The sequence below is a fragment of the Massilia putida genome, from assembly GCF_001941825.1.
Taxonomy (GTDB): domain Bacteria; phylum Pseudomonadota; class Gammaproteobacteria; order Burkholderiales; family Burkholderiaceae_D; genus Telluria; species Telluria putida.
Genome location: NZ_CP019038.1, coordinates 3758388 through 3782099, shown reverse-complemented (window position 1 = coordinate 3782099; position 23712 = coordinate 3758388). Strand labels below are relative to the sequence as shown.

Below are 23712 nucleotides of genomic sequence, written 5' to 3'. Positions count from 1 at the left end.
CTCTCGTGTGTGGTTTTCTCCATAAATTCCCCTCTTCATATTTTCGTAAAGGACTCCCTATGTCTGTTCGACCGACGTTCGGCGGCCGTGTTCGTGCGCCCGCTTACTACGACCAAATTTTGGCTCTCGTTACTCCTCTTCGAGAGACTCTGACTCTCCGCGCCATCTGCATTGCTCTAAACACCGCAGGATTGACAACTCCCAGCGGACTCACCTGGAACAAGGTGCGACTTGCCAATTTTCTGAGGAGCGCAGCATGAATCCCTGTGTGAACAATTCAGGCCGACAAACAGTAGTTGGCAAAGACGGTGTGGTTCTTGAGCGAGCCTACCTGTATCTGCCGCGTTCGACTTGGGATGCTCTCCACGAGCTAGTGCAAAAAACCAATCAGAACAAGAGCACTCTGCTCGATACTCTCATCAACAACGCTCTCGCCAGCAAGGAAATCACTAATGCCCCCACAGCAAACCAATGAAATCATCGACCAGTACGCCAATTACCTGAAGAACGAAGGTTATGTTCTCAGCATGGGTGCAAACAGCATCTCTCTTCTGCACGCACCCAGCAGTTACTACAACCACTTAAAGGAAATCGACTTTGGCTTCCCGGCATGGGCCCGGTTGAACAAAGCGTACATTGAGGCCAACGAGTACGCGGAATTCATGAGTAGTTTGCAAGTTCGCGTAATGGAGCGCCTACCGAGGGTGGTTGGGCGAGGAATGCGACCTACAGATGAGCGGGTGTACAGGAGCCAGCGGGGAGCAATGCTCGCTAACACTTACACCAAGTACCGGCCCGCCTGTACGTCCGAGTTCGTGATGCCCGCAATCTTGCAAGACTATCTAGACCGCTTGTTTCCAGACGCTCAGGAGCAAAAAACCGTAGTCGAATTTGCCGCTGACATTGTGCAGAATCCTGAACTTCGTCCACAGTGGTCACTCTTGCTGACTGGTGATCAAGGTAGCGGAAAGTCGTCGCTCGTGTCTTTGATTAGAACAGCACTTGACGAGCGGTATGTTTGGTCGGGCAACTCCTATACGCCTGTGTTCGAGAAATTTTCAGAGGTACTGCCTGATAATTTGGTGATCTGTTTTGATGATGCCCCAAGCCACCAAGACACCTATGAAAAGCTGAAACGAGCTATCACTTGTGCTGAGGTTGAGGTGGAGATTAAAGGACAGCAAAACCGGGTCGAGCGAGAGGTGTACGCACGAATCATGATCTGCTCAAACAATCCGCGACCGCTTCGGCTCGAACGTGGTGACAGGCGTTTTTACTGCCCTGCCCCATGCAAACACCGTACAGATGCCGATGAAACTGCACAATTTTTTGAGCAGTTCCTTATCTGGAAGGAGCAAAACCGCGAAGCCATATATCAATGGCTGGCGTCGGTCGATCTCAAAGACTTTGTGCGAGGCTCCTGCAAGAAAACGGCAACTCATACCTCAATGGTAGATATGAGCGCAAGCGTGCTTGACGACGCTGTGGCAAGCTTCATTGAAGACAAAAGCGGGATGGCATTTCATCCTAAAGAACTATACGCCCATCTGCGCGACCAAGGAATCCCAACAAGCGCCGTTGACTTAATTAAATCCTCCGTTGCAAAGGCAGGATACGAGACTAAGCGCCGCAACATTGATGGTATCAAAGGACAAATTTATATCTTCGCCCGCGCTGGCTTCAAACGGTCTGGGCCATTGACCGAGAACGAAATCGAGTCCATCTTCAAGGCGCATCACCAAAGTTTCTAATGCATCGTTAATGCACAGCTAATGCACCGCTGATGCATGTTCGATCAAGAAAAATTAGTTAAAAATCAAAGGCTTATGATCTAGTGCACTTAATGCATTGGTTGCGCCATCTATTATTAATTACGAAGTGCGAACCTTTCGCGCTGAGAATGTAAAGAGAGACATAACATGAAATCTAAAATTATCGACAAGTACAACCTCAAGACTCCGCTCATCGGAGTAACTGGCAAGAAGCATGATTCAGCCGCAGAGGCTAAAGCATCGTTCGAACTCTATAAGTATGGATTTGTTCCTTACGACAGCATGTTTGGTCAAGTTTTTTTCGATGTTGAAGGTAAACCCTTCTGGGCACGTCCTGATTTTATCCACCTTGCAACCGGAGTATTCGCAGAGTTCAAGACAAAACGGACCAACGGTAAAGAGTTTAAAGCAAGGGCTGACAAAGCCATGCAAGATGTCGAACAACAGATCGCGGCAGGCCGGATCAAAGAATCCCATCGGGGCTATAAGCAACTTGAGCATGCATGGAATCATTCAATCCAAAAAGTAGCTGCTGTGTCGAATCAACTGCCTTTGCAAACGCCCTTGGTCCTAATTTATGAAAAGGCCCTTGGTCTAAACGAAGAGCGCCGCTGCAAGAAAAACGGCGTCTTCATGCTGTCCCTCCAGAACCTCTCTGGGTTCGCCATGTTTCTCAGGATGGCAAGCCTTGGGTTAGCGGTCGGTTATGAGCGTCATGGATTTCGCTATTCAGCAAAAGCAAACTAAAAAGTAGCTAACCATTATGGTTTTTGTGATATTATCTTTTAGGCAATTTCTGAAATTACGATTGTGTCAAAATTAGGAGATAATAAATGAGGTATTTTACAAAAAACCGGTTCCACCACGTTGTCACTCCTCTCGCTGTTACCCTTCTTGCCGCCTGCTTGACCGCCTGTGTTACCGTACCGGCATATACTCCTCCAGCACCACGTGTCTTGCCTACCGACCCGAACGTAATTGCACAGGGAACGGAAAAAAATCACGATGATTTTAAGAAGAACACGACTTACAAAGGAATGGACGCGTCCGTGTCTCCTTCGCCATACAGGTCACTATTTCTCAGGGCATGGAAAGATGATTCCGATAAGGACGCGCGTTACCAGATTTATGTTGCAGATTCGTATGGCAAAGAATGGAGATTTTATAATTCTGCCTATGACTCGAATGGAAAAAAACTGGAATTAATTTCAATTTCTCGTGATGTTGATTCTTGCGACGCCTATGGTTGTAATTACTACGAACATCTAGCTTTAAATGTGGATCGCGCGTATTTGTTGGTAAATCAGGACGCAGGGGTTAAATTCAAAATTAGCGGAAAAGTTCAGGGGGAGGATCGGGTTTTGTTTTTGCCGCCAGCCTTTATCAAGGGGTTTTTGATGAGCGTGCAATAATTGTTTCTCGAATCCGCTGTGGTGACGCTGGCTGACTAATCCGAGTTTGGCGGCTTCTTATCCTCCCAAAAGATCAGTGCGATAACTGATTTCTGTCTCTATAACTAGGAATAACATGCCTGATCAAGGTTATCTATACGTCTTAGCCAACAGCGCCATGCCCGGCCTTGTCAAAGTCGGGAAAACTACACGCACCCCATCAGAGCGTGCCGAAGAACTCTCGGGAGTTACGGGTCTTCCCACTCCGTTCATTGTGGTATACGAGCAACTCTTCGACGACTGCTCAGCCGCAGAGCAATTTGTGCATACCTTGCTTGAATCACGCGGCTTTCGAGTATCAACTAACCGCGAGTTCTTCAACGCCCCAGTAAACGACGTTATACGCGCGATCCTTGCTACGCCTGGAGCGGCAACAGGTGAAGTATCGCCTAGACCAGCAACTAACGTTCCTGATGAGAAGGAAAGGCCGGCTTGGCTCGACCTTATGTCACAAGCGGAGCAACATTACTATGGGCATGGTGACACTCTAGAAGATCATGCAGAAGCATTAAGGCTATACAAACAAGCGATTAAGCTAGGTGGTCGGATTGCGTTCGCCATCGTAGGGCGCATGTATGAGGAGGGGGAAGGATCACCAAAAAATCTTGAAGAAGCGTTGTATCACTACAAGCAAGGCGCAAACAACGGAGATATCTATTGCTACTGGTGTATGGCGTTGCTTTTTCTCAATACCCAGAATAACGCAAACATGACTAAATGTGCCGACTTATTCATAACTCATAAGGAAAGATTGCATGAACTAAATTTCCCCAATATTGGCAGAGATGGTGTGAAAATCATCAGAAGCAATATCAGTTCGCGCACGATACAGAATCTTCCGAACCCTATCAAAAATATGTTTGCGTCAATGAAAGAGTCGATCAAGAGTTCGGCCTTGGATATGGTAGAACTCTGCGAGAAGAATCCGAATTTTTCATCTCTGGCAAATTCTTACAAGCAAGCCGTGCAGTATATTGAATCGCTTTAGAAAAAAGTATGAGACATCGGCTACAAAATTTTCAAGACTAAAACTTGATAGTGACGCCAAATTTTCTGCTGAAAGATCGCTCAGTACTTGTACCTGTTCCTATTGCGGAATTCGGCTACGGAACAACAACATACTAGCATGTGCCACTTAGACTCTGTAGACCTAGAGTCATCATGATCGCACGCTTGTGGCGTGCCTACGATTTACCCAAAAACACTCAGCCAGACGCCCGCTCGCATACTTTTTGGCCTAGCCTTACGTAAGGCGCGCGAGGAACAACAGCTATCTCAGGAAGAGCTTGCCGAACGTGCTGGCCTTCATCGCACATACATCGGACAAGTGGAACGTGGAGAACGCAACATCTCAATCGACAACATGGAGCATCTAGCTCATGCAGTCGGAATGCAACTATGGGAAATGCTTCGACCTTGAAGGCAAATTCGACCAGGACTGTTCACTGGCCCACGTACTGGCAGCCATGCTACTACCTGCCAAAGCGGGAAGCGGAACTGATGGCCAAGCACTATTTCAACATCGCCTTGCGGAGTCTGAGGGCTGCGGGGTGGTCGGGCACTAAGTTCAGTGCCGACTCAATAGCGGTTAATGCATCCTCCCGATCATTTTGCTTGGTGTACTGGTTTGCAGACTTCACATACCACTCAGCAGCAACCAGCTTGGAAGGCGTCACACCAAAGCCATTTTGGTACAGACGGGCGATATTGAAGGTCGCATCGGCCATTTGACCGTCTGACGCTCTTTTGAAGGCTGGCATAACGTTTCGCCAACACTCAGACGCTTGCTTTGCCCAAACATCACCTGTTTGTTGCTGCATTCTCAGGCAGAAGTTCCACTCACGTACAGCATAAAAGAATGAGGCGTACGGATCGCCGCTCTCGCTTCGCTTCTGTAGCACAGTTGCGTACGAGATTGCCCGCATGTCGTCATCGGTCGTGACAAAGGCGGCGGACAGGATTTCCTCGGGCTTTGCAAGGGCAATACGTGACTTCATTGCTGCGTCGAGACGCTCCAGTTCCTTGTAAAGCTCACGGGTTTGCAGGGCTTGCCCATCCCGTTCATAGCTCGCGTACTTTGCTTTCGCCGCCAGTGCTTCAGGGCTGTTCGGATCGTATTTGAATTCCGGCTTTTCCCCAGCGTGAGCCGAAGCAGCAACCATCAAGGTAATGAGCAGTGTTTTCATCTGAGCATTATTGCAGGTGCCGAGCCGAGTGTATAGCTGCGGGCGCAACAGTCAAATAGGGTGGTCGTCAGCCGAACAGTCAGAAACACAACAATTTAGCCCTTGCTGTGCCCTAGAGATTACTTGTAAACGATTAGTTAGTTAGAGTATACTCAATTTGACTTAACAAAATACTAAAGGAAACAAATGCGCCAGCCCAACGCCCGAATCTATCAACGCGTGTCCACCAAGGCCCAAGACCTCACCCGTCAAGACGCGCTCCGAGCAGAGGCAGAAGCTAAGGGCTACAAGGTTGTGGCGACGTACTCCGAGAAGGAATCCGGGACGACTGAGAAGCGCCCAGAGCTACAGCGTATGCTGGCGGACCTGAATGAAGGCGACATCATCATTGCTGAACACCTTGACCGCATCACTCGTCTCCCAATGGATAAGGCCGAAGCCCTCATGGGCCAGATCAAGGCTAAGGGTGCGACGGTATCGGTCCCTGGCCTGATCGACCTGCCCACGGCAGCGGACGGCATGACGGGAATTGTGATGGAGTCGATGCAAGCGATGCTGTTGAAGATGGCCTTGTATCAATGCCGCGCTGACTGGGAAACTCGACGTGAACGCCAGCGTCAAGGCATCGAGGTAGCGAAGGCCAAGGGGGCTTACCGGGGCCGCAAGCCTGATACAGTTGCGAACGCCAAGATTGTTGAACTCCGAGCCATCGGCTACACCATTGCCAAGGTTGCATCAACGTTGAACGTCAGCGAATCGCAAGTGAAGCTCATTTTGAAAAAGGCAAAGGAAGAGAAAGCAGCTTAATCCTCGATTAGGAGGTCGATAGCAGCGGCCCTCTATGTGTTGATCTGCTTCCCTGGATTTGCTGATACCAACCAACGTTGCTGATAGGAATTCGAGCCAGAACGCCCTACTTGCTTACACTGCCTTTTTGGAAAACAGACCTAAAGAGTTGAACCAGTCGTCGAATCTTGCCGAGTCCTCGCCAGTTTTGTCCTGCTCACGAAACTTTGTCCGTTGGTCGGCTTTAATTGGAACTAACACTACGCCGTTCTTTCGCACGACAAGTTGCAAGAATGACGAGTGTGTATTCATGAGAATTCTGTCTGGGTGCTCAGGGGTTCCGGGGATCCAAAGCTCCTCAGGCCTACGTGCCACGAAAACTGGCTCTTGTCCTCCCTGCACAACGACGTAGATGCCAAGCCTCTTGAGCAATGCATTTGCCTTTGCGCGCTGCTCATAACTGACAAGCACAGCACTTAGCTGTTCGATCAGCCAAGCTTTGTCATCTTGACGAAGGCGTTCTTTTGACAGTCGCTCAAGCATATCGTTGTGCGCTTCTTCCAGTTGCTTAAGCCTTTCTCCAGCGGCGTATGCTAAATCGTCGAGCTGAGGCGTATAACGTCGGTCCAGTGCAAGTCCTAGCTCACTATGTTGCTTGCGCTGCTCAGCAATTCTTCCCTCCAGCTCACGAAGAAGTTTCTGATCCACAGCCTTGTCTTCGGTGTAGAGGCTTTCCGACTCCACCTTGGCAAGCAGTTCGCGAAATGCCAGTTCGCCGTCATCATTTCGGACATTTTTTGCCTTCGTGCATTTCCCCGCAATCTTGTTCGAGCAAACGAGATACCTCTGATTATTTCGGCCTTTAGGCACGCAATGAAGAGTGCCGAAACAGACTGAGCACTTCGCGATGCCTGCCCATACATTGAAGATGCTGCTCTGTCGAGTGACCTTGGTATTTTTCCTCTCACCCAGAATTGCTTGGACCTCGTAAAACGTGGCCTTATCTATAACGGGAGGGAAAAAGTCTTCGACGGCGGCACTTCGGTGCTCAACACCCTTGTTCTTGTCGGGTGTGTATGTGCCAATAGTCGCTGTGTTTTTCAGGACACTGTAAACCGTTGCATTGCTCCACCTGCTCCCCCGGAACGGCTTCATGCCCTCCTCGTTGAGTAGTTTTGCTATGGCGATTGTTCCTCGCCCTTCTTTGCAGAGTGCGAACATACGCTTCACGACTTCGGCTCGCTCTCGTACTAAAATGTACTTACTGTTGTTGGTAGGATCATAGGCCAGCCAACTTGCAAGCGGCAGCTTTATTCGTTCTCCGGCCCTCGCTTCTTGAGCTCGTTTTTTCCAACTGTGAGCCACACGCTCGCTTTTCTTGGCACTCTCTTCGTGCGCAAGCTCCTGTTTAATGAGTGCCGTCAGGCTGCTGGATAGGGTGAGCTTGCCTGTATACGTATGTTGGTCTCGAAGCGTTACTACTGTGATACCGTTTTCCGTTAGGTCGCGAAGTTTGTCAGAAGCCTTCCACATGCCAGCGCGCGAAAGCCGATCTAGGTCTTCGACGAGCAGCGTGCTACCACGCGGAATACCGCCCGATTCCACTCCATCGTAGAACCGCTTCAGTTCTCCGCCTTCGCGGACGTTCGCACCTGTGAATGCCGACTTGCCAGCGTCAAAAAAGATGTGGGCTTTGTCCTCAATAAGGGAAGCACAGTAGTTCCGAGCAAGGCCTAGTTGTCGTTCGTAGCTTGAGCCTTGGGCCTGCTTGTCGTCCGAGAACCTGATGTATACGTATACGTTTTCCATGCCGAAACTGTAGCACATCTAATGGGTTGTTCACATATTGAAGAAACCACCACCACATGATGCATGCCGTGAGGGAAGTCAGCGGCGGCGTCTTGTGGGCGAATCTGCACCTGTTGTTCTGGCTGTCGCTGATCCCGTTCGTCACCGCGTGGATGGGCGAGAACCATTTCGAGACCGGGCCGACCGCGGCGTATGGCTTCGTCCTGTTCATGTGCTCGGTCGCTTACCTGTTGCTGGTGAGGGGACTGATCGCCAATCATCCGCAGAACGCAAAGCTGGCTGAGGCAATCGGTAATGACCGCAAGGGCAAGCTGTCGTGCGTGCTGTACCTGGCCGGCGTGGCGCTCGCGTGGTTTGCCGCCTGGTTCGGGTTCCTCGTCTATGCGGGCGTGGCCGTCATGTGGCTGATTCCGGACCGGCGCATCGAGGACAAAGTCGCGCAGGAGACCGGGCGGGAAGAGCAATCGGAACAGGGCTGAACATCCCAGTAACGCCTTTTTTCGGCCGTAAATATGTAACATACGGCAATATCCCTGCTATGCTTCATGGGCACTTGCCGCCGGGCCCGCCCCGGCGGTTTCCATTCCGGTGTCCGTACGTGATCGATAAGCCGTCCGGCACGGATGGGTGCGCGTAGCACCAAAAGAGATCGGCCCGTGGCACAAGCACGGGCGGGTCCGATAACCCTCCGGAGAGCCAAAGAATGAACCGTTCGCACATCCTGGCCGTCGCTGTTACCGCAGCCGTCGCCAACCTGGCCTATGCCGCCCCCGCTTCGCTGCTGCCGGCGTCCAATCCGTTCGCCAAGCCGAGCACCCTGCAATTCCAGTACCCGGCCTTCGACAAGATCAAGAACGAAGACTTCGCGCCGGCGTTCGAGGAAGGCATGCGCCAGCAGTCGCTGGAAATCGACGCGATCGCGAATAACAAGGCGGCACCTACTTTTGAGAACACGATCGTCGCGATGGAGCGTTCGGGCATGCTGCTGAACCGCGTCTCGACCACGTTCTTCAACCTGGTCGGCTGCAATACCAACCCGACGCTCGACGCGCTCGACAAGGATCTCGCGCCGAAACTGGCCGCCCACAGCGACAAGATCCGCCTGAACGACAAACTGTACAAGCGCATCCAGACCCTGTACGACAAGCGCGCCAAGCTGCACCTGGATCCGGAATCGGCCTACCTGCTCGAGCGCTACCACACCGATTTCGTGCGCGCCGGCGCCAAGCTGTCCCCTGCCGACAAGGAAACGCTGAAGGCCTATAACGGCAAGATCGCGGCGCTGCAGACCCAGTTCAGCCAGAACGTGCTCAAGGAAGCGAACGCGTCGGCACTCGTCGTCGACACCCGCGAGGAATTGGCCGGCATGTCCGACAAGGCGATCGACGCCGCCGCCGCGCTGGCAAAGAAAGATGGTCTCGATGGCAAGTTCAAGGTGCCGGTCGTGAACACGACGCAGCAGGCGCCGTTGTCCGTGCTGACCCACCGCGCCACGCGCGAAAAACTGCTGGCGCTGTCGCTGGCGCGCGGCAGCCACGGCGGAGACTATGACAACCGCCAGCTCGTGCTGGACTTGGCCAAGGCGCGCGCCGAGCGCGCCAAGCTGCTGGGTTATCCGAGCCACGCCGCCTACATGCTGGAAGACCAGACCGCCAAGACGACGGACGCCGTCAACAACCTGCTGGCCGAGTTCGCCAAGCCGGCCGTGCGCAACGCGAAGAAGGAAGCCGCGGAGATCCAGAAGGTTATCGATGCCGAAGGTGGCAAGTTCCAGGCGACCGCTTACGACTGGAACTATTACACCGACAAGGTGCGCCAGGCGCGCTACGCGTTCGACGAAAACCAGCTGCGTCCGTATTTCGAATACAACAACGTGCTGTTGAACGGCGTGTTCTTCGCCGCCACCAAGGAGTACGGCATCACGTTCAAGGAACGCCACGACCTGCCGGTGTACAACCCGGACGTGCGCGTGTTCGACGTGTTCGACGCCGACGGCAAGCAGCTGGCGATCTTCCTGCACGACCCGTACGCGCGCTCGAACAAGCGCGGCGGCGCGTGGATGAATGCGTATGTCGGCCAGAACAAGCTGCTGGGCACGCATCCGGTCATCGCGAATCACCTGAACATCCCGAAGCCGGCGGCCGGCGAGCCGACCCTGCTGACATATGACGAAGTGCGCACGATGTTCCACGAGTTCGGCCATGCGCTGCACGGCATGTTCTCGAACGTGAAATACCCGCGCTTTTCGGGCACCCGCGTGCCGCGCGACTATGTGGAGTTCCCGTCGCAGGTCAACGAGATGTGGATGGCCTGGCCGGAAGTGCTGGCCAACTACGCCAAGCACTACCAGACGGGCGCGGCGATGCCGAAGGAGTTGCTGGATAAGGTCCAGGCGTCGTCCAAGTTCAACGAAGGCTACCGCACGACCGAGTACCTGGCCGCGGCGATCCTCGACCAGAAATGGCACCAGCTCCCGGCCGACCAGATTCCGGCCGACGTGCTGGGCTTCGAGGCGACGGCCTTGCATGACGCCGGTGTCGACTTCCCGCTCGTGCCGCCGCGCTATCGCACGACCTATTTCTCGCACGTGTTCTCGGGCGGCTATTCGGCCGGCTACTACGGCTACCTGTGGGCCGAGAAGCTGGATGCCGACACCGTCGAATGGTTCAAGGAACACGGCGGCTTGAAGCGCGAGAACGGCGACCGCTTCCGCCAGATGCTGCTGTCGCGCGGCGGCACGATGGATGCGATGGACATGTACCGCAACTTCCGCGGCCGTGATGCGAAGATCGAGCCGCTGCTGGAGCGCCGTGGCCTGACGGGCGAGTAAGCCCGGCCGTCGTCCCCGCGAAAGCGAAGGACCCATGCCGAGGTGCCGGAGTGAATGAGTGACCCCGGTACTTCAGCACGGAGGGAATAGTGCCGGGGGCACTGTTCCGGCCTCCGCGGGACCGACGTTAAAGGCCGCGCGCCCAATCCACTGTCATCGGGTGTAGACTTCTCACAACATCATGACGCGAGAAAGCCATGCTGCCCGAAAACGAAAACACCCTGAAAGCGCACCTCAAGACGCTGCACCGCAGCCTCGAGGAAACCGGCGAAGTCGACGACGAACTGGAAATGCTGCTGCGCCAGCTCGACGGCGACATCAAGCATGTCCTCAGCAAGCGCGCCCAGGATCCGGATGCGAACACGTACGGCCTCGCGTCGCGCACGCAGGAGCTGACGGCCCGGTTCGCGCTCCGCCATCCACATCTGGAACCCGCGTTACGCGAGCTCGGCAACATCCTGGCGAGCATGGGCATCTGACGCCGCTTATCCGCCGTGGATGAGACAAGCCATTGAAAATTAAGCCATTTTTATAGGGGGCGGCAGCTTAATACCGCGTTTTCCGGTAAAATGCCGGCCAATGAACTCCCCTGCCAATCTCTTCGCGAACGTTGCCAAACGTTCCAGCCGCGCCCCTGCCGCCCCGTTCTTGCCCATGTCCCGCGCCGAAATGGACAAGCTGGGCTGGGATTCGTGCGACATCATCCTGATCACGGGCGACGCCTACATCGACCATCCGAGTTTCGGCATGGCTCTCGTCGGCCGCCTGCTGGAAGCGCAGGGGTATCGGGTCGGCATCATCAGCCAGCCGGACTGGACCTCCGTGGAACCGTTCCGCGCGCTGGGCAAGCCGAACCTGTACTGGGGCATCACGGCCGGCAATATGGACTCGATGGTCAACCGCTACACGGCCGACCGCAAGATCCGCTCGGACGATGCGTACACGCCGAACGGCGAGCCGAATAAGCGGCCGGACCGCGCCGTGACCGTGTATTGCCAGCGCGCGCGCGAAGCGTTTCCCGGCGTGCCCGTCATCGCCGGTTCGATCGAGGCATCGCTGCGCCGCATCGCGCACTTCGATTACTGGTCGGACAAGGTGCGCCGCTCCGTGCTGTTCGAATCGAAGGCCGACATCGTCATCTTCGGCAATGCGGAACGCGCGCTCGTCGACATCACCCGGCGCATCGCGGCAGGCGAAAACGTCAAGACCATCCGCGACTTGCGTGGCACCGCCTTCCTCGTGCCGCACGGCTGGCTGCCGGACGAAGAGTGGACGGTGCACAATTCCACCCGCGTGGACGTGCCGGGCCGCATCGACCCGCAGCCGAACCCGTACGCGATGGCGCTGGAAGACCCGAAGCAGTGCGCGCTGGACAATGCGCAGCCGGAACCGGAAGTGAAGCCGGTCGTCATCATGACGCGCGAACAGCGCCAGGCGGCCGCGCGCGAGAAAGCGCAGAAGACCGTCGTGCGCCTGCCGTCGTTCGAGACCGTGAGCGAGGACCCGGTGATGTACGCGCACGCGTCGCGCGTGTTCCACCTGGAATCGAACCCGGGCAATGCGCGCGCGCTCGTGCAACAGCACGGCGACCGCGACGTCTGGCTGAACCCGCCGCCGCTGCCGCTCGCCATGGACGAGATGGACGGCGTCTACGACCTGCCGTACGCGCGCGCGCCGCACCCGAGCTACGGCAAGGCGCACATCCCGGCCTGGGAAATGATCCGCTATTCCGTGAACATCATGCGCGGCTGCTTCGGCGGCTGCACGTTCTGCTCGATCACGGAGCACGAGGGGCGCATCATCCAGAGCCGGTCGGAGCCGTCGATCCTGCGCGAGATCGAACTGATCCGCGACACGACGAAGAATTTTGCCGGCACCATCACCGACCTGGGCGGCCCGACCGCGAACATGTACCGCCTCGCGTGCAAGGACAAGAAGATCGAGGAAACGTGCCGCCGCCTGTCGTGCGTGTATCCGACCATTTGCAGCAATCTGGGCACGGACCACAGCAAGCTGATCTCGCTGTACCGCAAGGCGCGCGCGATTCCCGGCATCAAGAAGATCCTGATCGGTTCGGGCCTGCGCTACGACCTCGCCGTGCGCTCGCCGGAATACGTCAAGGAACTGGTCACGCACCACGTCGGCGGCCTGCTCAAGATCGCACCGGAACACACGGAAGAGGGCACGCTCTCGAAGATGATGAAGCCGGGCATCGGCGCCTACGACGAGTTCAAGGCGCTGTTCGACAAGTATTCGAAGGAAGCGGGCAAGAAGCAATACCTGATCCCGTACTTCATCGCCGCGCACCCGGGTTCGACGGACGAGGACATGCTGAACCTGGCCCTCTGGCTGAAGAAAAACAATTTCCACCTCGACCAGGTGCAGACGTTCACGCCGACGCCGATGGCGATGGCGACGACGATGTATCACTCGGGCAAGAATCCGCTGCACAAGGTCACCGAGGATTCGGAAGAAGTCGTCACGGCCAAGAGCGGCAAGACGCGCAAACTGCACAAGGCCTTCCTGCGCTACTACGATCCGGAAAACTGGCCGACCCTGCGCGAGGGCTTGAAACGCATGGGCCGCGCCGACCTGATCGGCAACGGCGAGCGCCATCTGGTGCCGCCGGCCGGGGCCGAACAGGACGTCGCGCCGCAGCGTGGCGGCGAGCGCCGTCCACCGGTGGCGCCGCGCAGCGACGCGCCGAAAGGCCGCGTGATCGAGGTGGCGACCCGGCGCAACGGACGCGGCGGCGAGCGTCGCGGCGAACCGGCACCGTTCATGGCGCCGCCGTCCAAGGCGAAGGCGGGCATCCTGTCGACCATCAAGTCCAAGCCCAAAGCAGGGCGCAAATGAACACCGGGGTCAGAGCCCCTTTTTTGGAAATAGCTCAAAAGCCATTGCCAAAATTTGGGCTCTGACCCCGGTGTTCAGACGCTCAAGTCTGCACTCGCCTGCTTGTCGCGCAACCTGCGCGCATACCGATGCCGCGCCCGCAGCCGCGGATTGGTCATGAGTCTCCCCATGGTCTCGCCGACCACCATCACGACGCCCAGCAATGGCAGCACGAGCATCAGTCCGGCCACGCCGGACAGCGCACCGCCGATGAAGATCATCAGCACCGTCACCAGCGGGTGGATGTGCAGGCTGCGGCCCAAGGTCAGCGGCATGAAGACGAAGTCGTCCAGCAGGCGGGCCAGGATGAAGACCACGATCGCGCCGTAGGCGATCAGCGGGTTGTTCGGGGCATCCGTGGCGGCGACGACCACGACCATTATGCAGCCCACGACCGAGCCGACGAACGGCACCCATGCCAGCAGCGCGGAGATAAATCCGAGCAGCAGCGGCGACGACACGCCGATCACCCACAGGCCGAAGCCGAGCACGATGGTGTCCAGCACGGTCAGCTTCAACAGGCCCTCGAAGTAGCGGCGCGCGGTCTGGTCGACTTGGTGCAGCAGGAAGAGGGTGCGTTCGAAATAGGCGTTCGGCACGGCGCGGGCGAGGAATTTTTTGAAGCGCAGGCCGTCGCGCAGGAAGAAGAACGCGAGAAACGGGGCCAGCAGCAGCGACGGCAGCCAGCCGGCCGCGCCCAGCAGGAAGGAGGTCAGGTGGCGCTGGGCGAAATTGTCCGTGTAGGCCTTGAAACGCTTGTTGACGATCGCGGTCAAGTGCATCTCGGCGAGGATCGGGAATTTGGCTTCCAGCAGCGTCATCGTGTTGCGCACGAAGGCGACGCCGCCGTCCAGGTACAGGGCGCCCGTCTTGTGCCAGCTGTCGGCGTCGCCGGGAGATCCGGTCCAGGTCATCGCCGCCATCATCAGCAGGGCGCTGGCGCCGTAGAACACGATGCACACGAGCGTGGCCGAGACGTTGCGCGTAAAGCCGGCGCGCAGCAGGCGCTGCATCGGGCCCAGCAGGATGTAGTACATGACGGTGCCGAGGATGAACGGCAGCACCAGCCACAGCATGTGTTCGAGCAGCACCAGCAGCAGACACGTGATGCCGATGATGCCGATCCAGACGAACGGGCCGCTGCGCTCGTCGCGGAGATAGCCGTGGATCACAGCGCCTCCACCTGGGCGTTGCCGTCGAGCCAGCCGCGCAGGCGCTGGCCGATGTGGCGTGCCAGCGCCAGCGAGATCTTGTAGCCGATCACGGCATCCGTTTCCATCAAGGCCAGGAAGTCGTCGCGGAAGAACACGGCCAGCTCGCAGGCGTCGACGGCACGGACCTGGGCGCTGCGCGGCGAATTGTCCAGCAGGGCCAGGTCGCCGAAGAAACTGCCGGCGCTTAGTTCTCCCACGACTTGGCGGCCCCGGCTGTGGCTGCGGCTGATCTGCACGCGGCCGCTCATCACGAGGTAAAGCGCCTGGCCTTCTTCCCCTTCGTCGAACACGATCTCATCCGGCAAGTAGCGCCGTTCGTGCATGAGGCCGTCGACGAACTTGATTTCCAACGGCTTGAGAGAACGGAACAGCGGCGTGTTCTGCAGCCGGAGCTGGCGGGGGGACAACGTGGACGATTTCAGGAAACCAAAGATCACGAAAGCTCCGGGACAATGCAGCCGAGTGGCTGTACGTCAATTATGAACGATTCATTTGTCCTTGCGCAGCTACTACGCAACGCCCGGCAACCATGGCGCATAACGCTCATGCGTTGACGCAAATCGTGCGTGCACCAGATTGGAAAACGTGTAATATCATTCCTTCGGGAAATATTCATTACCTTAATGGCATCATCTCAACACTTCCGACCAGGAGGAACCGAGTGATCGATATCCAGACCTTCATGCTGGCGCTTGGCGTCGGTAACACGGCGTTTGCCTTGCTGATGGCGGGTTATATGCGCGGCGCGGCGCTGAATCCGGGTCTGCGCACCTGGATGTGGGCGCGGTTGTCGTCCGGTCTGGCGCAGATATGCTCCTGGGCCGCACCGCATGCCGGCATACCGATCGCGGAGGAGCTGGCCGCGTTCGGCTGGGTGGGGGGTGTCGCGCTGGAACTGGCGTCGTATTGCGTGTTTTTCGAATTTCGCAACTGGCGCCGGGTGCTGGCGCCGGCGGCCGTCGCGGCCCTGTTCATCGTCGCCGCCGCGGCGATGGCGCAGGCGTCGCGCCAGCAGATGACGCAGGTGGTGGCGGTAATCGTCGCCCTGTTCGCGTCCGGCGCCGCCGCCATCCTGCTGCGGCCGCAGGCCGACGCGCCGCTGCTGCAGCGGATCATCGGCGTCAACGATGCCGTGTTCGCCATCGCGATCTGGATCTGGATGGGCATGGCCAACGGCGGGCTGGGGACGTTCGATGCGAATCCGGCGTATGGCGTCGCCTATCTGGCAAGCTATCTCCTGATGATCGTCAATGGCTTCGGCTTTTTGTTGTTGTGTAAGCTCAAGGATGACCAGCGCATGCACCGCCTGGCCACGATCGACGGCTTGACGGACATGCTGAACCGCCGCGCCTTTTTCGAGCGTGCCGAAAGCGTGCGCCAGCAGGCGCTGCGCCTGCGCAAGCCGATCGCGCTGATGATGCTCGACCTCGACCATTTCAAGCAGCTCAACGACAACTTCGGCCATGCCTGCGGCGACGACGCCCTGCGCCTGTTTGCCGACACCGCGCGTGCGAGCCTGCGCGAGAACGACGTGATGGGCCGGCTGGGCGGCGAGGAATTCGCGCTCGCGATGCCGGGCACGTCGCTGGCGGGCGCGCAGCAGGCGGCCGAACGGTTGCGCGTCGCCGTGGCCGAGGCGCCGGCACTGGCGTGTGGCGCCACCTATCGTATGACGGTCAGCATCGGCGTCGTGATGATCGATCCGCACGAGGAGTTGACGGCCGCCCTGGCGCGCGCCGATCACGCCTTGTACGCGGCCAAGACGGGCGGCCGCAATCGTGTCGAGATCGGCGCGCCCCTCCTCAGGCGGGCCTGAGGCCGATGGTCAGAGCACGCCGGGCTGCGCGTCCAGGTCGAGCGTGGCCGTCGGTGCGAGGCGCAGGTCCAGGTGGCTCGTCAGCACGATGCAGCTTGTGCCCGCGCCGGCGCGGCGCGCGAGTGCCGCCTCCAGCACGTCGACCGCCTGGACGTCCAGGCCGTTGAACGGTTCATCGACCAACAGCAGCCGTGCCGGCAGCGCGAGCGCCAGCGCCAGCTGCAGCTTTTTGTACTGGCCCAGCGACAGGCCCGCGACCGGCTGGCTGCCGATGTCGGCGATCTGGAACGCGTCCAGGTGCCGGCCGAGTGCATCGCGGTCGGCATCGGCGTAGAGCGCCAGGTGCAATTCGAGCCATTCGCGGGCCGTCAGCCAGTCCAGCGCCGGGGCTTCGCCGCCGCAATAAAAGCTCAGGCGGCGGTAGGCGAGTGCATCCTTTGCGCTGTCCAGGCCGTCGAGGCGGATATGGCCGCGGCTCGGCGCCAGCGCGCCGCCCAGCAGTTTCAGCAATGTCGTCTTGCCGCGCCCGTTGCGGCCGCGCAGCCACGTCAGGCCGGGGCCGAGTTGCAGGTTCAGGCCGAGGAAGACGCTGCGCGTCGCGAAGTGAAAGCCGAGATTCTCGACGTCGACGGATGGATTCAATCCCATAGTTTGCTTCCGGTGGCGCACAGCAGCACGATGGCGAACGCGACCAGCGCCATGCGGCCGCGTGCCGTGAAAGGGGGCGTCAACATCAGTACGGGCGGCGCGCCCCAGGCCAATGCAAGATACAAATGGCCGGCCGTCCCATGCCATGCGCCGGCCGCCACGCCGATGGCGGCCAGCGCGGCCGGTGCCGGCGCCACAGTCAGCCACGTCATGGCGCGGGCACGTCGGGCCAGCGCGGCGACGTCGATCGGCCAGCCCGCTGCCAGCACGCGTACCCGCGCCAGCCGCGTGCGCAGCGCCTGGTCGGCCTCGTGCGCCAGCAGCACCAGCAGGATGCTCGTCAGTATCGCGCCGGCCACGCGCGGCAGCGCTTGCGGCCCCATCATCCAGAGCGCACTGGCGCCGACGGCGGCGACGAGCAGGGCGCACTGGCGCGCGCCGGCGGCATTGCCGCGCCACAGGGGTAGCCAGAACAGCTGGCGCCACAGGTAAAACCCGCCGGCGCGCGGCGCGGCAGGATGGGTGGCGGCGACGGTATCCGCGGATGTCAGTGTCGTCCGTTGCGGCAGGCCGGCGCCGCGCACGAGCAGGGCAGTGGCGCACGCCCAGGTCAGCAGGAAGGACAGCACGGTTCCGGCGACGGCGCGCGGCGGCATCAGCCAGTCGGGACGTTGATACAGCCACACCGCGAGCGAAGCCGCATAGGTCAGGGCCAGCGGCCCGGTCAGCAGGGCGGCAACGGCGGCGGAGGCGCGCAGCAGCAGGCCGGACGGCACCGGCAGCGGGTAGAGCCACGCACATACGTGCGCGGGCACGACGCGGGACCGCAGCAGCACGACAGGCACACTCATCGCCGCGCCATGCAGGCACAGCAGGGGCAATGCGAGCGGCAGCGGTTCGGCGGCCGCGAGCATCGGCGGCAGGGCGGCGAAAGCGATCAGGCCGAGGATGGGCGGGCCCAGCACGAACATGACGATCTCGGCGGAGCTGCGCAGGCGCGCGGCCAGTTGCGCCACGGCGTGGCGGGCGAGGCGCACACGGAACCGGATGTAGGGATGCGTCATCGATAGAGTAGGGGGCACATAACGAAAAAGGGTCCGACGAATCGGACCCTTCTTCTTGATACTGGCGGAGCGGACGGGGCTCGAACCCGCGACCCCCGGCGTGACAGGCCGGTATTCTAACCAACTGAACTACCGCTCCGTTTACTCTGATCGGTTCTTCACTTTGCAAGACTGCTGAAACTGCCTGGTGGGCGCTGAGAGGCTCGAACTCCCGACCTAATCCTTGTAAGGGATCCGCTCTACCAACTGAGCTAAGCGCCCGTCACTCTGTTTCAGGGTTGTCTTGCCGACGTTTGTCATCACGTCCGAAGAGGCCCGAATCATAGCGTATCCGTTCGAAAACGCGCAAGGCTTTTTCGGAAAAAAGTGAACAGGGATGCAAAGTGCCACGTTCTCATATACAACAATCTGTTGTATGGATGTGTGCGTCCGTCCGTATTCCTTGCATAAGGATATACACATAATCGACAATTGCCGTTTTACAAGCCGGCAATATTTAGACATCCACAATCAGGTGCGAGTTTGCCGAGGCCCAAGGCCTGCCTTAAAAGGGTGCCTCAGGAGAGACCAGCGGAGACAACGCGGCAGCTTTTTTCACTCTTCCCAAGGAAAAACTCAATGATCAAGATGTCCAAGATGCACAAGCGCGTCATCGCCGCGCATGGCGCGATGCTGGCGCTGGCCGCCGTACCCGGCGGTGCGGCCCTGGCCCAGACGACCCAGTCGAACGAATTGCAAACGGTGACCGTGACCGCACAGCGCCGTACCGAAAACATCAAGGAAGTACCGGTGTCCGTGACCGCCATCAAGGGCGAAAAGCTGGACGTGCTCGTGTCCGGCGGCCAGGACATCCGCCTGCTGGCCGGCAAGACCCCCAGCCTGAACGTTGAGTCCTCGAACGGCCGCACGTTCCCGCGTTTCTACATCCGCGGCTACGGCAACACGGACTTCTCGGAATTCGCTTCGCAGCCGGTGTCGCTGATCTATGACGACATCGTCCAGGAAAACCCGATCCTCAAAGGCTTCCCGATCTTCGACCTGGCCGGCGTGGAAGTGCTGCGCGGCCCGCAAGGCACGCTGTTCGGCCGCAACACTCCGGCCGGCGTCGTGAAATTCGAATCGGAAAAGCCGAACTTCAAGAAGGTCGAGGGTTACTACAACCTGTCGTACGGCACCCACGGCACCGCCAACGTCGAAGGCGCCGTCAACGTGCCGCTGTCGGACAAGTGGGCGATGCGCGTGTCGACCCTGCGCCAGCACCGTGACGACTACGTCGACAACTACAGCGACGTCGCCAAGACGCACAAGACCGGCGAACTGGATGGCTACAACGAACACGCCGAACGCGTGCAATTCCTGTACAAGCCGGATACCACGTTCAGCGCCCTGTTCAACGTGCACCAGCGCACGACCAACGGCAGCGCCCGCCTGTTCCGCGCGAATCTGATCAAGAAGGGAACGAACGATATCGTCGACGGCTACGACCTCGACAGCATCGTCACCAACGCCCAGAACTACCAGAACCTCAAGACGAACGGCGCCAACGCCCGCATCACGTGGGACCTGGGCCCGGTCATCTTCCACTCGATCACGGGTTACGAGTCGGTCGGCAAGTACTACAGCCGCGGCGACATCGACGGCGGCACGCCGCAAGGTCCGGGCTTCATCCCGTTCCAGTCCGAGACGGGCGGTTTCATCGACGACCTGAAACAGTACTCGCAGGAATTCCGCGTCGAGTCGAAGGATGCGGGTCCGCTGCACTGGCAGGCCGGCGTGTACTACTTCAAGGAAGACGTGACGGGCGGCAGCGACGGCTACAACAGCGCCACCGGCGCCCAGACGTCGCGCCAGGCCAGCGAGCAGAACAACAAGGCCTGGGCCGCGTTCGGTTCCGTGACCTACAACATCAACGATGCGCTGTCGGTGCGCGGCGGTATCCGCTACACGGACGACAAGAAGGACTTCCGCACGGTCACCGCGATCGGCTTCAACCCGGTCGGCCCGAGCAGCGTCGGCGAAAGCAAGGATAAGATCAGCTGGGACCTGTCGAGCACGTACAAGCTGAACCGTGACGTGAACCTGTACGCGCGCATCGCGACCGGCTTCCGCGCCCCGAGCATCGCGCCGGCCTCGACCTTCGCACCGGTGGGCATCACCATCGCCGACGCCGAGACCATCACGTCGTACGAAGGCGGCATCAAGGCCGACCTGTTCGAGCGCCGTGCCCGCGTCGCGTTCTCGCTGTACGACTACGACATCAAGAACCAGCAGCTGACCGTGGTCGGTGGCAACACCAACGTTACCAAGCTGATCAACGCGAAGAAGACCGAAGGCCGCGGCGCCGAGTTCGACTTCGAAGGCCTCGTCACGCCGGACCTGCGCATCGGCACCAGCGCCTCGTACAACTTCACGGAAATCCGCGACCCGAGCCTGTCGCTGAGCAAGTGCGCGGCCTGCACGATCACCGATCCGCTGAATGCCGCCGGCAACGTCCTGATTGACGGCAACCCGCTGCCGCAGGCACCGAAGTGGATCGTCAACCTGAACGCCCGCTACAGCATGGCGGTCAGCGACGGCGAGTTCTACGTCTACACCGACTGGTCGTACCGTTCGAAGATCAATTTCTTCCTGTATGAAGCGAAAGAGTTCACGGGCAAGCCGCTGACGGAAGGCGGCCTGCGTCTGGGCTATATCTGGGCTGACGGCAAGTATGAAGTGGCCGCGTTCGGCCGCAACATCCTCGACCAGCGCCGCATCACCGGTGCGATCGACTTCAACAACCTGACGGGCTTTACCAACGAACCGCGCACCTACGGTGTTCAGTTCAAAGGCAATTTCTAAGTTTTAGAAGTCGTCGGAGAGAAGGCCGCGAGTGATCGCGGCTTTTTTTTTGAGCTTCGGAGATTCGGAGATTCGGGGTCAGAGCACATTTTGATCAATGTTTCAGTAGAAATCAAAATCGCGCAGATCAGCATGTGCCTCGATACGTCGCGCTAGGCGGACCGGGGCGCCCGATACGAGCTTGCTTCAAGGATCGTGCCCCAAAAAGGGCTCTGACCCCGAATTCACGAATTCAACCCGAATTCACGACGCCTGACAGTCACGAAGCATTGTTAATTCCTGGGTCCCGCCGAGGCGATATGTTGTTCCGTTGAGTTCACAGTTTTCCGAAGAATCTAGGTTTTAGCGCTACCAGCCGGGGAATGTGTTGTATATACATTGAATTCAATTGTGAAATTTCTACACGTTCATTCCTTTCGCGATAATCTGCCGTGTCCGCTTTAAGACGGGCAATCGGCGCTCACAAAATGACGTCGAACAACTAGATCTCAGGCAATCCTGCCTGCGGAAAATCAAACTTTTGTGTTTTTCTAAAAAGGAATAAACATGAAGTCTCAGCAATCGAAGTATCCGGCAATGTTGAAATTGTGCGTCGTGGCCGTTCTCGGTCTCGGCGCCGGCGTTGCGGGCGCCGGCACGCCCACGGACGTACCGGCCGCATCCGCCGGGAAGCGCGTGGCCGTCTCGGACCTGACCGACCGCATCATCGTCAAGTACAAGGACGAGAGCGCACCCGTCGCCGTCAAGGGCGCGAAGGGCATGCAGGCGGCTGTCGCACGCACCCCCGCGCCGCTGGCGGCATCGCGCAAGGCGCTGGTCGACCGCGCCGGCCAGCAGTTCGGCATGCTGCTCAAGGAATCGCATTCGATCGCCACGGGCGCCCGGATCTTCAAGCTGGACCGCAAAGTGTCGCTGGCCGATGCCGCGAAGCTGGCGGCCGACCTGAAGTCGCGCGATGCGTCCGTCGAGTACGCCGAGCCGGACCGCATGATGCACCCGCTGTTCACGCCGAACGACTCGATGTACAGCCAGCAGTGGGATTACTTCGAAGCGACCGGCGGCCTGAACATGCCGCCCGCCTGGGACAAGTCGACCGGCACCGGCATCCGCGTGGCCGTGATCGACACGGGCTACCGTCCGCACGCCGACCTGTCGGGCCAGATCCTGGCCGGCTATGACTTCATTTCCGATACCGCCGTGTCGAACGACGGCGACGGCCGCGACAGCGACGCCAGCGATCCGGGCGACTGGGTCGCGGCGGGCGAGTGCGGCGTCGGCCAGCCGGCCGAGAACTCGAGCTGGCACGGCACCCACGTGGCCGGCACCATCGCCGCGCTGACGAACAACGGCACCGGCGTCGCCGGCATCGCGTACGGCGCCAAGATCGTGCCCGTGCGCGTGCTGGGCAAGTGCGGCGGCTACACGTCGGACATCGCCGACGGCATCATCTGGGCATCGGGCGGCACCGTGACCGGCGTGCCCAACATCGCGGCGCGCGCCCAGGTGATCAACATGTCGCTGGGCGGCAGCGGCGCCTGCGACACGACGACGCAGAGCGCCATCAACAGCGCCCGTTCGCGCGGCACCGTCGTCGTGGTCGCCGCCGGCAACGAGTCGCAGGACGCCAGCAACAGCAACCCGGCCAACTGCGCCGGCGTGATCGCGGTGGCGGCGACGAACCGCTCCGGCGGCCGCGCGTCGTATTCGAACTACGGCACCATCGTCGACGTCGCGGCACCGGGCGGCGATACCGGCGCGGGCATCCTGTCGACCTTGAACGCCGGCACCACGTCGCCGGGCGCCGACAGCTACGCCTCATACATGGGGACGTCGATGGCGACGCCGCACGTGGCGGGCGTCGTCGCGCTGATGCTGGCCAAGAACCCGAACCTGACGCCGGACGACGTCGAGTCCCGCCTGAAATCGAGCGCGCGGCCGTTCCCGGCCAGCTGCTCCGGTTGCGGCGCCGGCATCGTCGACGCCTCGGCCGCGATCGATGCGGCCGCCGGTACCAGCACGGGTACGACGATGTCGGAGACGGAGTCGAACGACACGATCAGCACGGCCAACGGCGTGACGACGTCCGGCACGACGGTCAACGGCACGATGGGCAGCACGACGGATACGGACTTCTTCTCGGTCCAACTGCCGGCCGGCAAAACCCTGAGCGCCACGCTGACGCCGAACTCGAGCTCGGACTACGATCTGTACATCTACAACAGCGCGGGCACCTTGCTGTCGTACAGTGAGAACGGCACGGGCGCGGTGGACAGCGCCTCGTCGGCGAACACGGGCACGACGACGTCGGCCCGCTATGTGCGCGTGGTGTACTACGCCGGCGGCACCGGGTCGACCAGCGGCAAGTACACGCTCAAGCTGACCTGGTAACAGGGATGTTGC

The 23712-nt window shown here is 59.2% G+C and carries 20 protein-coding genes and 2 tRNA genes; 14 read left to right on the top strand and 8 right to left on the bottom strand.

What is annotated here, in order from left to right:
- The first annotated feature begins 256 nt into the window (after positions 1–256).
- The 6 genes from BVG12_RS34130 to BVG12_RS18925 all read left to right on the top strand — a co-directional run bounded on the left by BVG12_RS34130 (position 257) and on the right by BVG12_RS18925 (position 4643).
- Positions 257–475: a hypothetical protein gene (locus BVG12_RS34130; protein WP_156895674.1), complete on the top strand. Its 219-nt coding sequence runs from the start codon at positions 257–259 to the stop codon at positions 473–475.
- Positions 453–1751 carry a primase-helicase family protein gene (locus BVG12_RS18940; RefSeq protein ID WP_075793752.1) on the top strand — a complete coding sequence of 433 codons (1299 nt, stop codon included), beginning with the start codon at positions 453–455 and terminating at the stop codon, positions 1749–1751. Before BVG12_RS34130 ends, BVG12_RS18940 begins: the two co-directional genes overlap by 23 nt.
- Positions 1752–1919: 168 nt before the next feature.
- Positions 1920–2519, top strand: coding sequence for a hypothetical protein (locus BVG12_RS34125; RefSeq protein WP_156895673.1), 600 nt, complete (start codon positions 1920–1922; stop codon positions 2517–2519).
- 86 nt (positions 2520–2605) lie between these two features.
- On the top strand, positions 2606–3184 hold the full coding sequence (locus BVG12_RS34120; protein ID WP_156895672.1) for a hypothetical protein: 579 nt from the start codon (positions 2606–2608) through the stop codon (positions 3182–3184).
- 115 nt (positions 3185–3299) lie between these two features.
- Positions 3300–4211: a GIY-YIG nuclease family protein gene (locus BVG12_RS18930; RefSeq protein WP_075793750.1), complete on the top strand. Its 912-nt coding sequence runs from the start codon at positions 3300–3302 to the stop codon at positions 4209–4211.
- Positions 4212–4403: 192 nt separating this feature from the next.
- Entirely contained in the window at positions 4404–4643 is a 240-nt protein-coding gene (locus tag BVG12_RS18925) for a helix-turn-helix domain-containing protein (protein WP_075793749.1), read from the top strand.
- 91 nt (positions 4644–4734) lie between these two features.
- Here BVG12_RS18925 and BVG12_RS18920 read toward each other — a convergent pair whose 3' ends face one another.
- Complete coding sequence (locus tag BVG12_RS18920) at positions 4735–5409, bottom strand: SEL1-like repeat protein (RefSeq protein ID WP_075793748.1); 675 nt, start codon at positions 5407–5409, stop codon at positions 4735–4737.
- A gap of 186 nt (positions 5410–5595) precedes the next feature.
- Here BVG12_RS18920 and BVG12_RS18915 point away from each other — a divergent pair, with 186 nt between their 5' ends.
- On the top strand, positions 5596–6216 hold the full coding sequence (locus BVG12_RS18915) for a recombinase family protein (protein WP_075793747.1): 621 nt from the start codon (positions 5596–5598) through the stop codon (positions 6214–6216).
- Positions 6217–6330: 114 nt separating this feature from the next.
- Here BVG12_RS18915 and BVG12_RS18910 read toward each other — a convergent pair whose 3' ends face one another.
- Positions 6331–8004: a recombinase family protein gene (locus tag BVG12_RS18910; protein ID WP_169926824.1), complete on the bottom strand. Its 1674-nt coding sequence runs from the start codon at positions 8002–8004 to the stop codon at positions 6331–6333.
- 56 nt (positions 8005–8060) lie between these two features.
- Here BVG12_RS18910 and BVG12_RS18905 point away from each other — a divergent pair, with 56 nt between their 5' ends.
- The 4 genes from BVG12_RS18905 (at position 8061) to BVG12_RS18890 (ending at position 13690) form a co-directional block, all read left to right on the top strand.
- The gene (locus tag BVG12_RS18905; RefSeq protein WP_075793745.1) at positions 8061–8483 is read left to right on the top strand and encodes a TMEM175 family protein; all 423 of its coding nucleotides are present in this window, start codon (positions 8061–8063) and stop codon (positions 8481–8483) included.
- 224 nt (positions 8484–8707) lie between these two features.
- A complete protein-coding gene (locus tag BVG12_RS18900; protein WP_075793744.1) occupies positions 8708–10834 on the top strand; it encodes a M3 family metallopeptidase in 2127 nt (708 codons plus the stop codon).
- 197 nt (positions 10835–11031) lie between these two features.
- The gene (locus BVG12_RS18895; protein WP_075793743.1) at positions 11032–11313 is read left to right on the top strand and encodes a DUF4404 family protein; all 282 of its coding nucleotides are present in this window, start codon (positions 11032–11034) and stop codon (positions 11311–11313) included.
- Positions 11314–11413: 100 nt separating this feature from the next.
- A complete protein-coding gene (locus BVG12_RS18890; protein WP_075793742.1) occupies positions 11414–13690 on the top strand; it encodes a YgiQ family radical SAM protein in 2277 nt (758 codons plus the stop codon).
- 74 nt (positions 13691–13764) lie between these two features.
- Here BVG12_RS18890 and BVG12_RS18885 read toward each other — a convergent pair whose 3' ends face one another.
- Positions 13765–14901: an AI-2E family transporter gene (locus BVG12_RS18885; protein ID WP_229503655.1), complete on the bottom strand. Its 1137-nt coding sequence runs from the start codon at positions 14899–14901 to the stop codon at positions 13765–13767.
- Positions 14898–15380 carry a cyclic nucleotide-binding domain-containing protein gene (locus BVG12_RS18880; RefSeq protein WP_075793741.1) on the bottom strand — a complete coding sequence of 161 codons (483 nt, stop codon included), beginning with the start codon at positions 15378–15380 and terminating at the stop codon, positions 14898–14900. The genes BVG12_RS18885 and BVG12_RS18880 overlap by 4 nt, the downstream gene beginning before the upstream one ends.
- A gap of 224 nt (positions 15381–15604) precedes the next feature.
- Here BVG12_RS18880 and BVG12_RS18875 point away from each other — a divergent pair, with 224 nt between their 5' ends.
- Entirely contained in the window at positions 15605–16759 is a 1155-nt protein-coding gene (locus BVG12_RS18875) for a GGDEF domain-containing protein (RefSeq protein ID WP_075793740.1), read from the top strand.
- A 9-nt stretch (positions 16760–16768) separates the two neighbouring features.
- Here the strand turns inward: BVG12_RS18875 and BVG12_RS34575 are convergent, their stop codons facing one another.
- From BVG12_RS34575 to BVG12_RS18855, 4 genes are all read right to left on the bottom strand, one after another.
- Positions 16769–17407, bottom strand: a complete 639-nt coding sequence (locus tag BVG12_RS34575; RefSeq protein WP_075793739.1) for an ABC transporter ATP-binding protein — start codon at positions 17405–17407, stop codon at positions 16769–16771.
- Positions 17398–18471 (bottom strand): hypothetical protein, encoded by a 1074-nt coding sequence (locus tag BVG12_RS34570; RefSeq protein ID WP_075793738.1) that lies wholly within the window; start codon positions 18469–18471, stop codon positions 17398–17400. Before BVG12_RS34570 ends, BVG12_RS34575 begins: the two co-directional genes overlap by 10 nt.
- Positions 18472–18533: 62 nt before the next feature.
- Positions 18534–18610, bottom strand: a tRNA-Asp gene (locus BVG12_RS18860).
- A gap of 46 nt (positions 18611–18656) precedes the next feature.
- Positions 18657–18732: transfer RNA gene (locus tag BVG12_RS18855), tRNA-Val, on the bottom strand.
- 357 nt (positions 18733–19089) lie between these two features.
- Between BVG12_RS18855 and BVG12_RS18850 the strand changes: the two genes are divergently transcribed.
- Entirely contained in the window at positions 19090–21312 is a 2223-nt protein-coding gene (locus tag BVG12_RS18850) for a TonB-dependent receptor (protein WP_075793737.1), read from the top strand.
- Between the two features lie 546 nt (positions 21313–21858).
- The gene (locus tag BVG12_RS18845; RefSeq protein ID WP_075793736.1) at positions 21859–23700 is read left to right on the top strand and encodes a S8 family peptidase; all 1842 of its coding nucleotides are present in this window, start codon (positions 21859–21861) and stop codon (positions 23698–23700) included.
- Positions 23701–23712 lie beyond the last annotated feature (12 nt).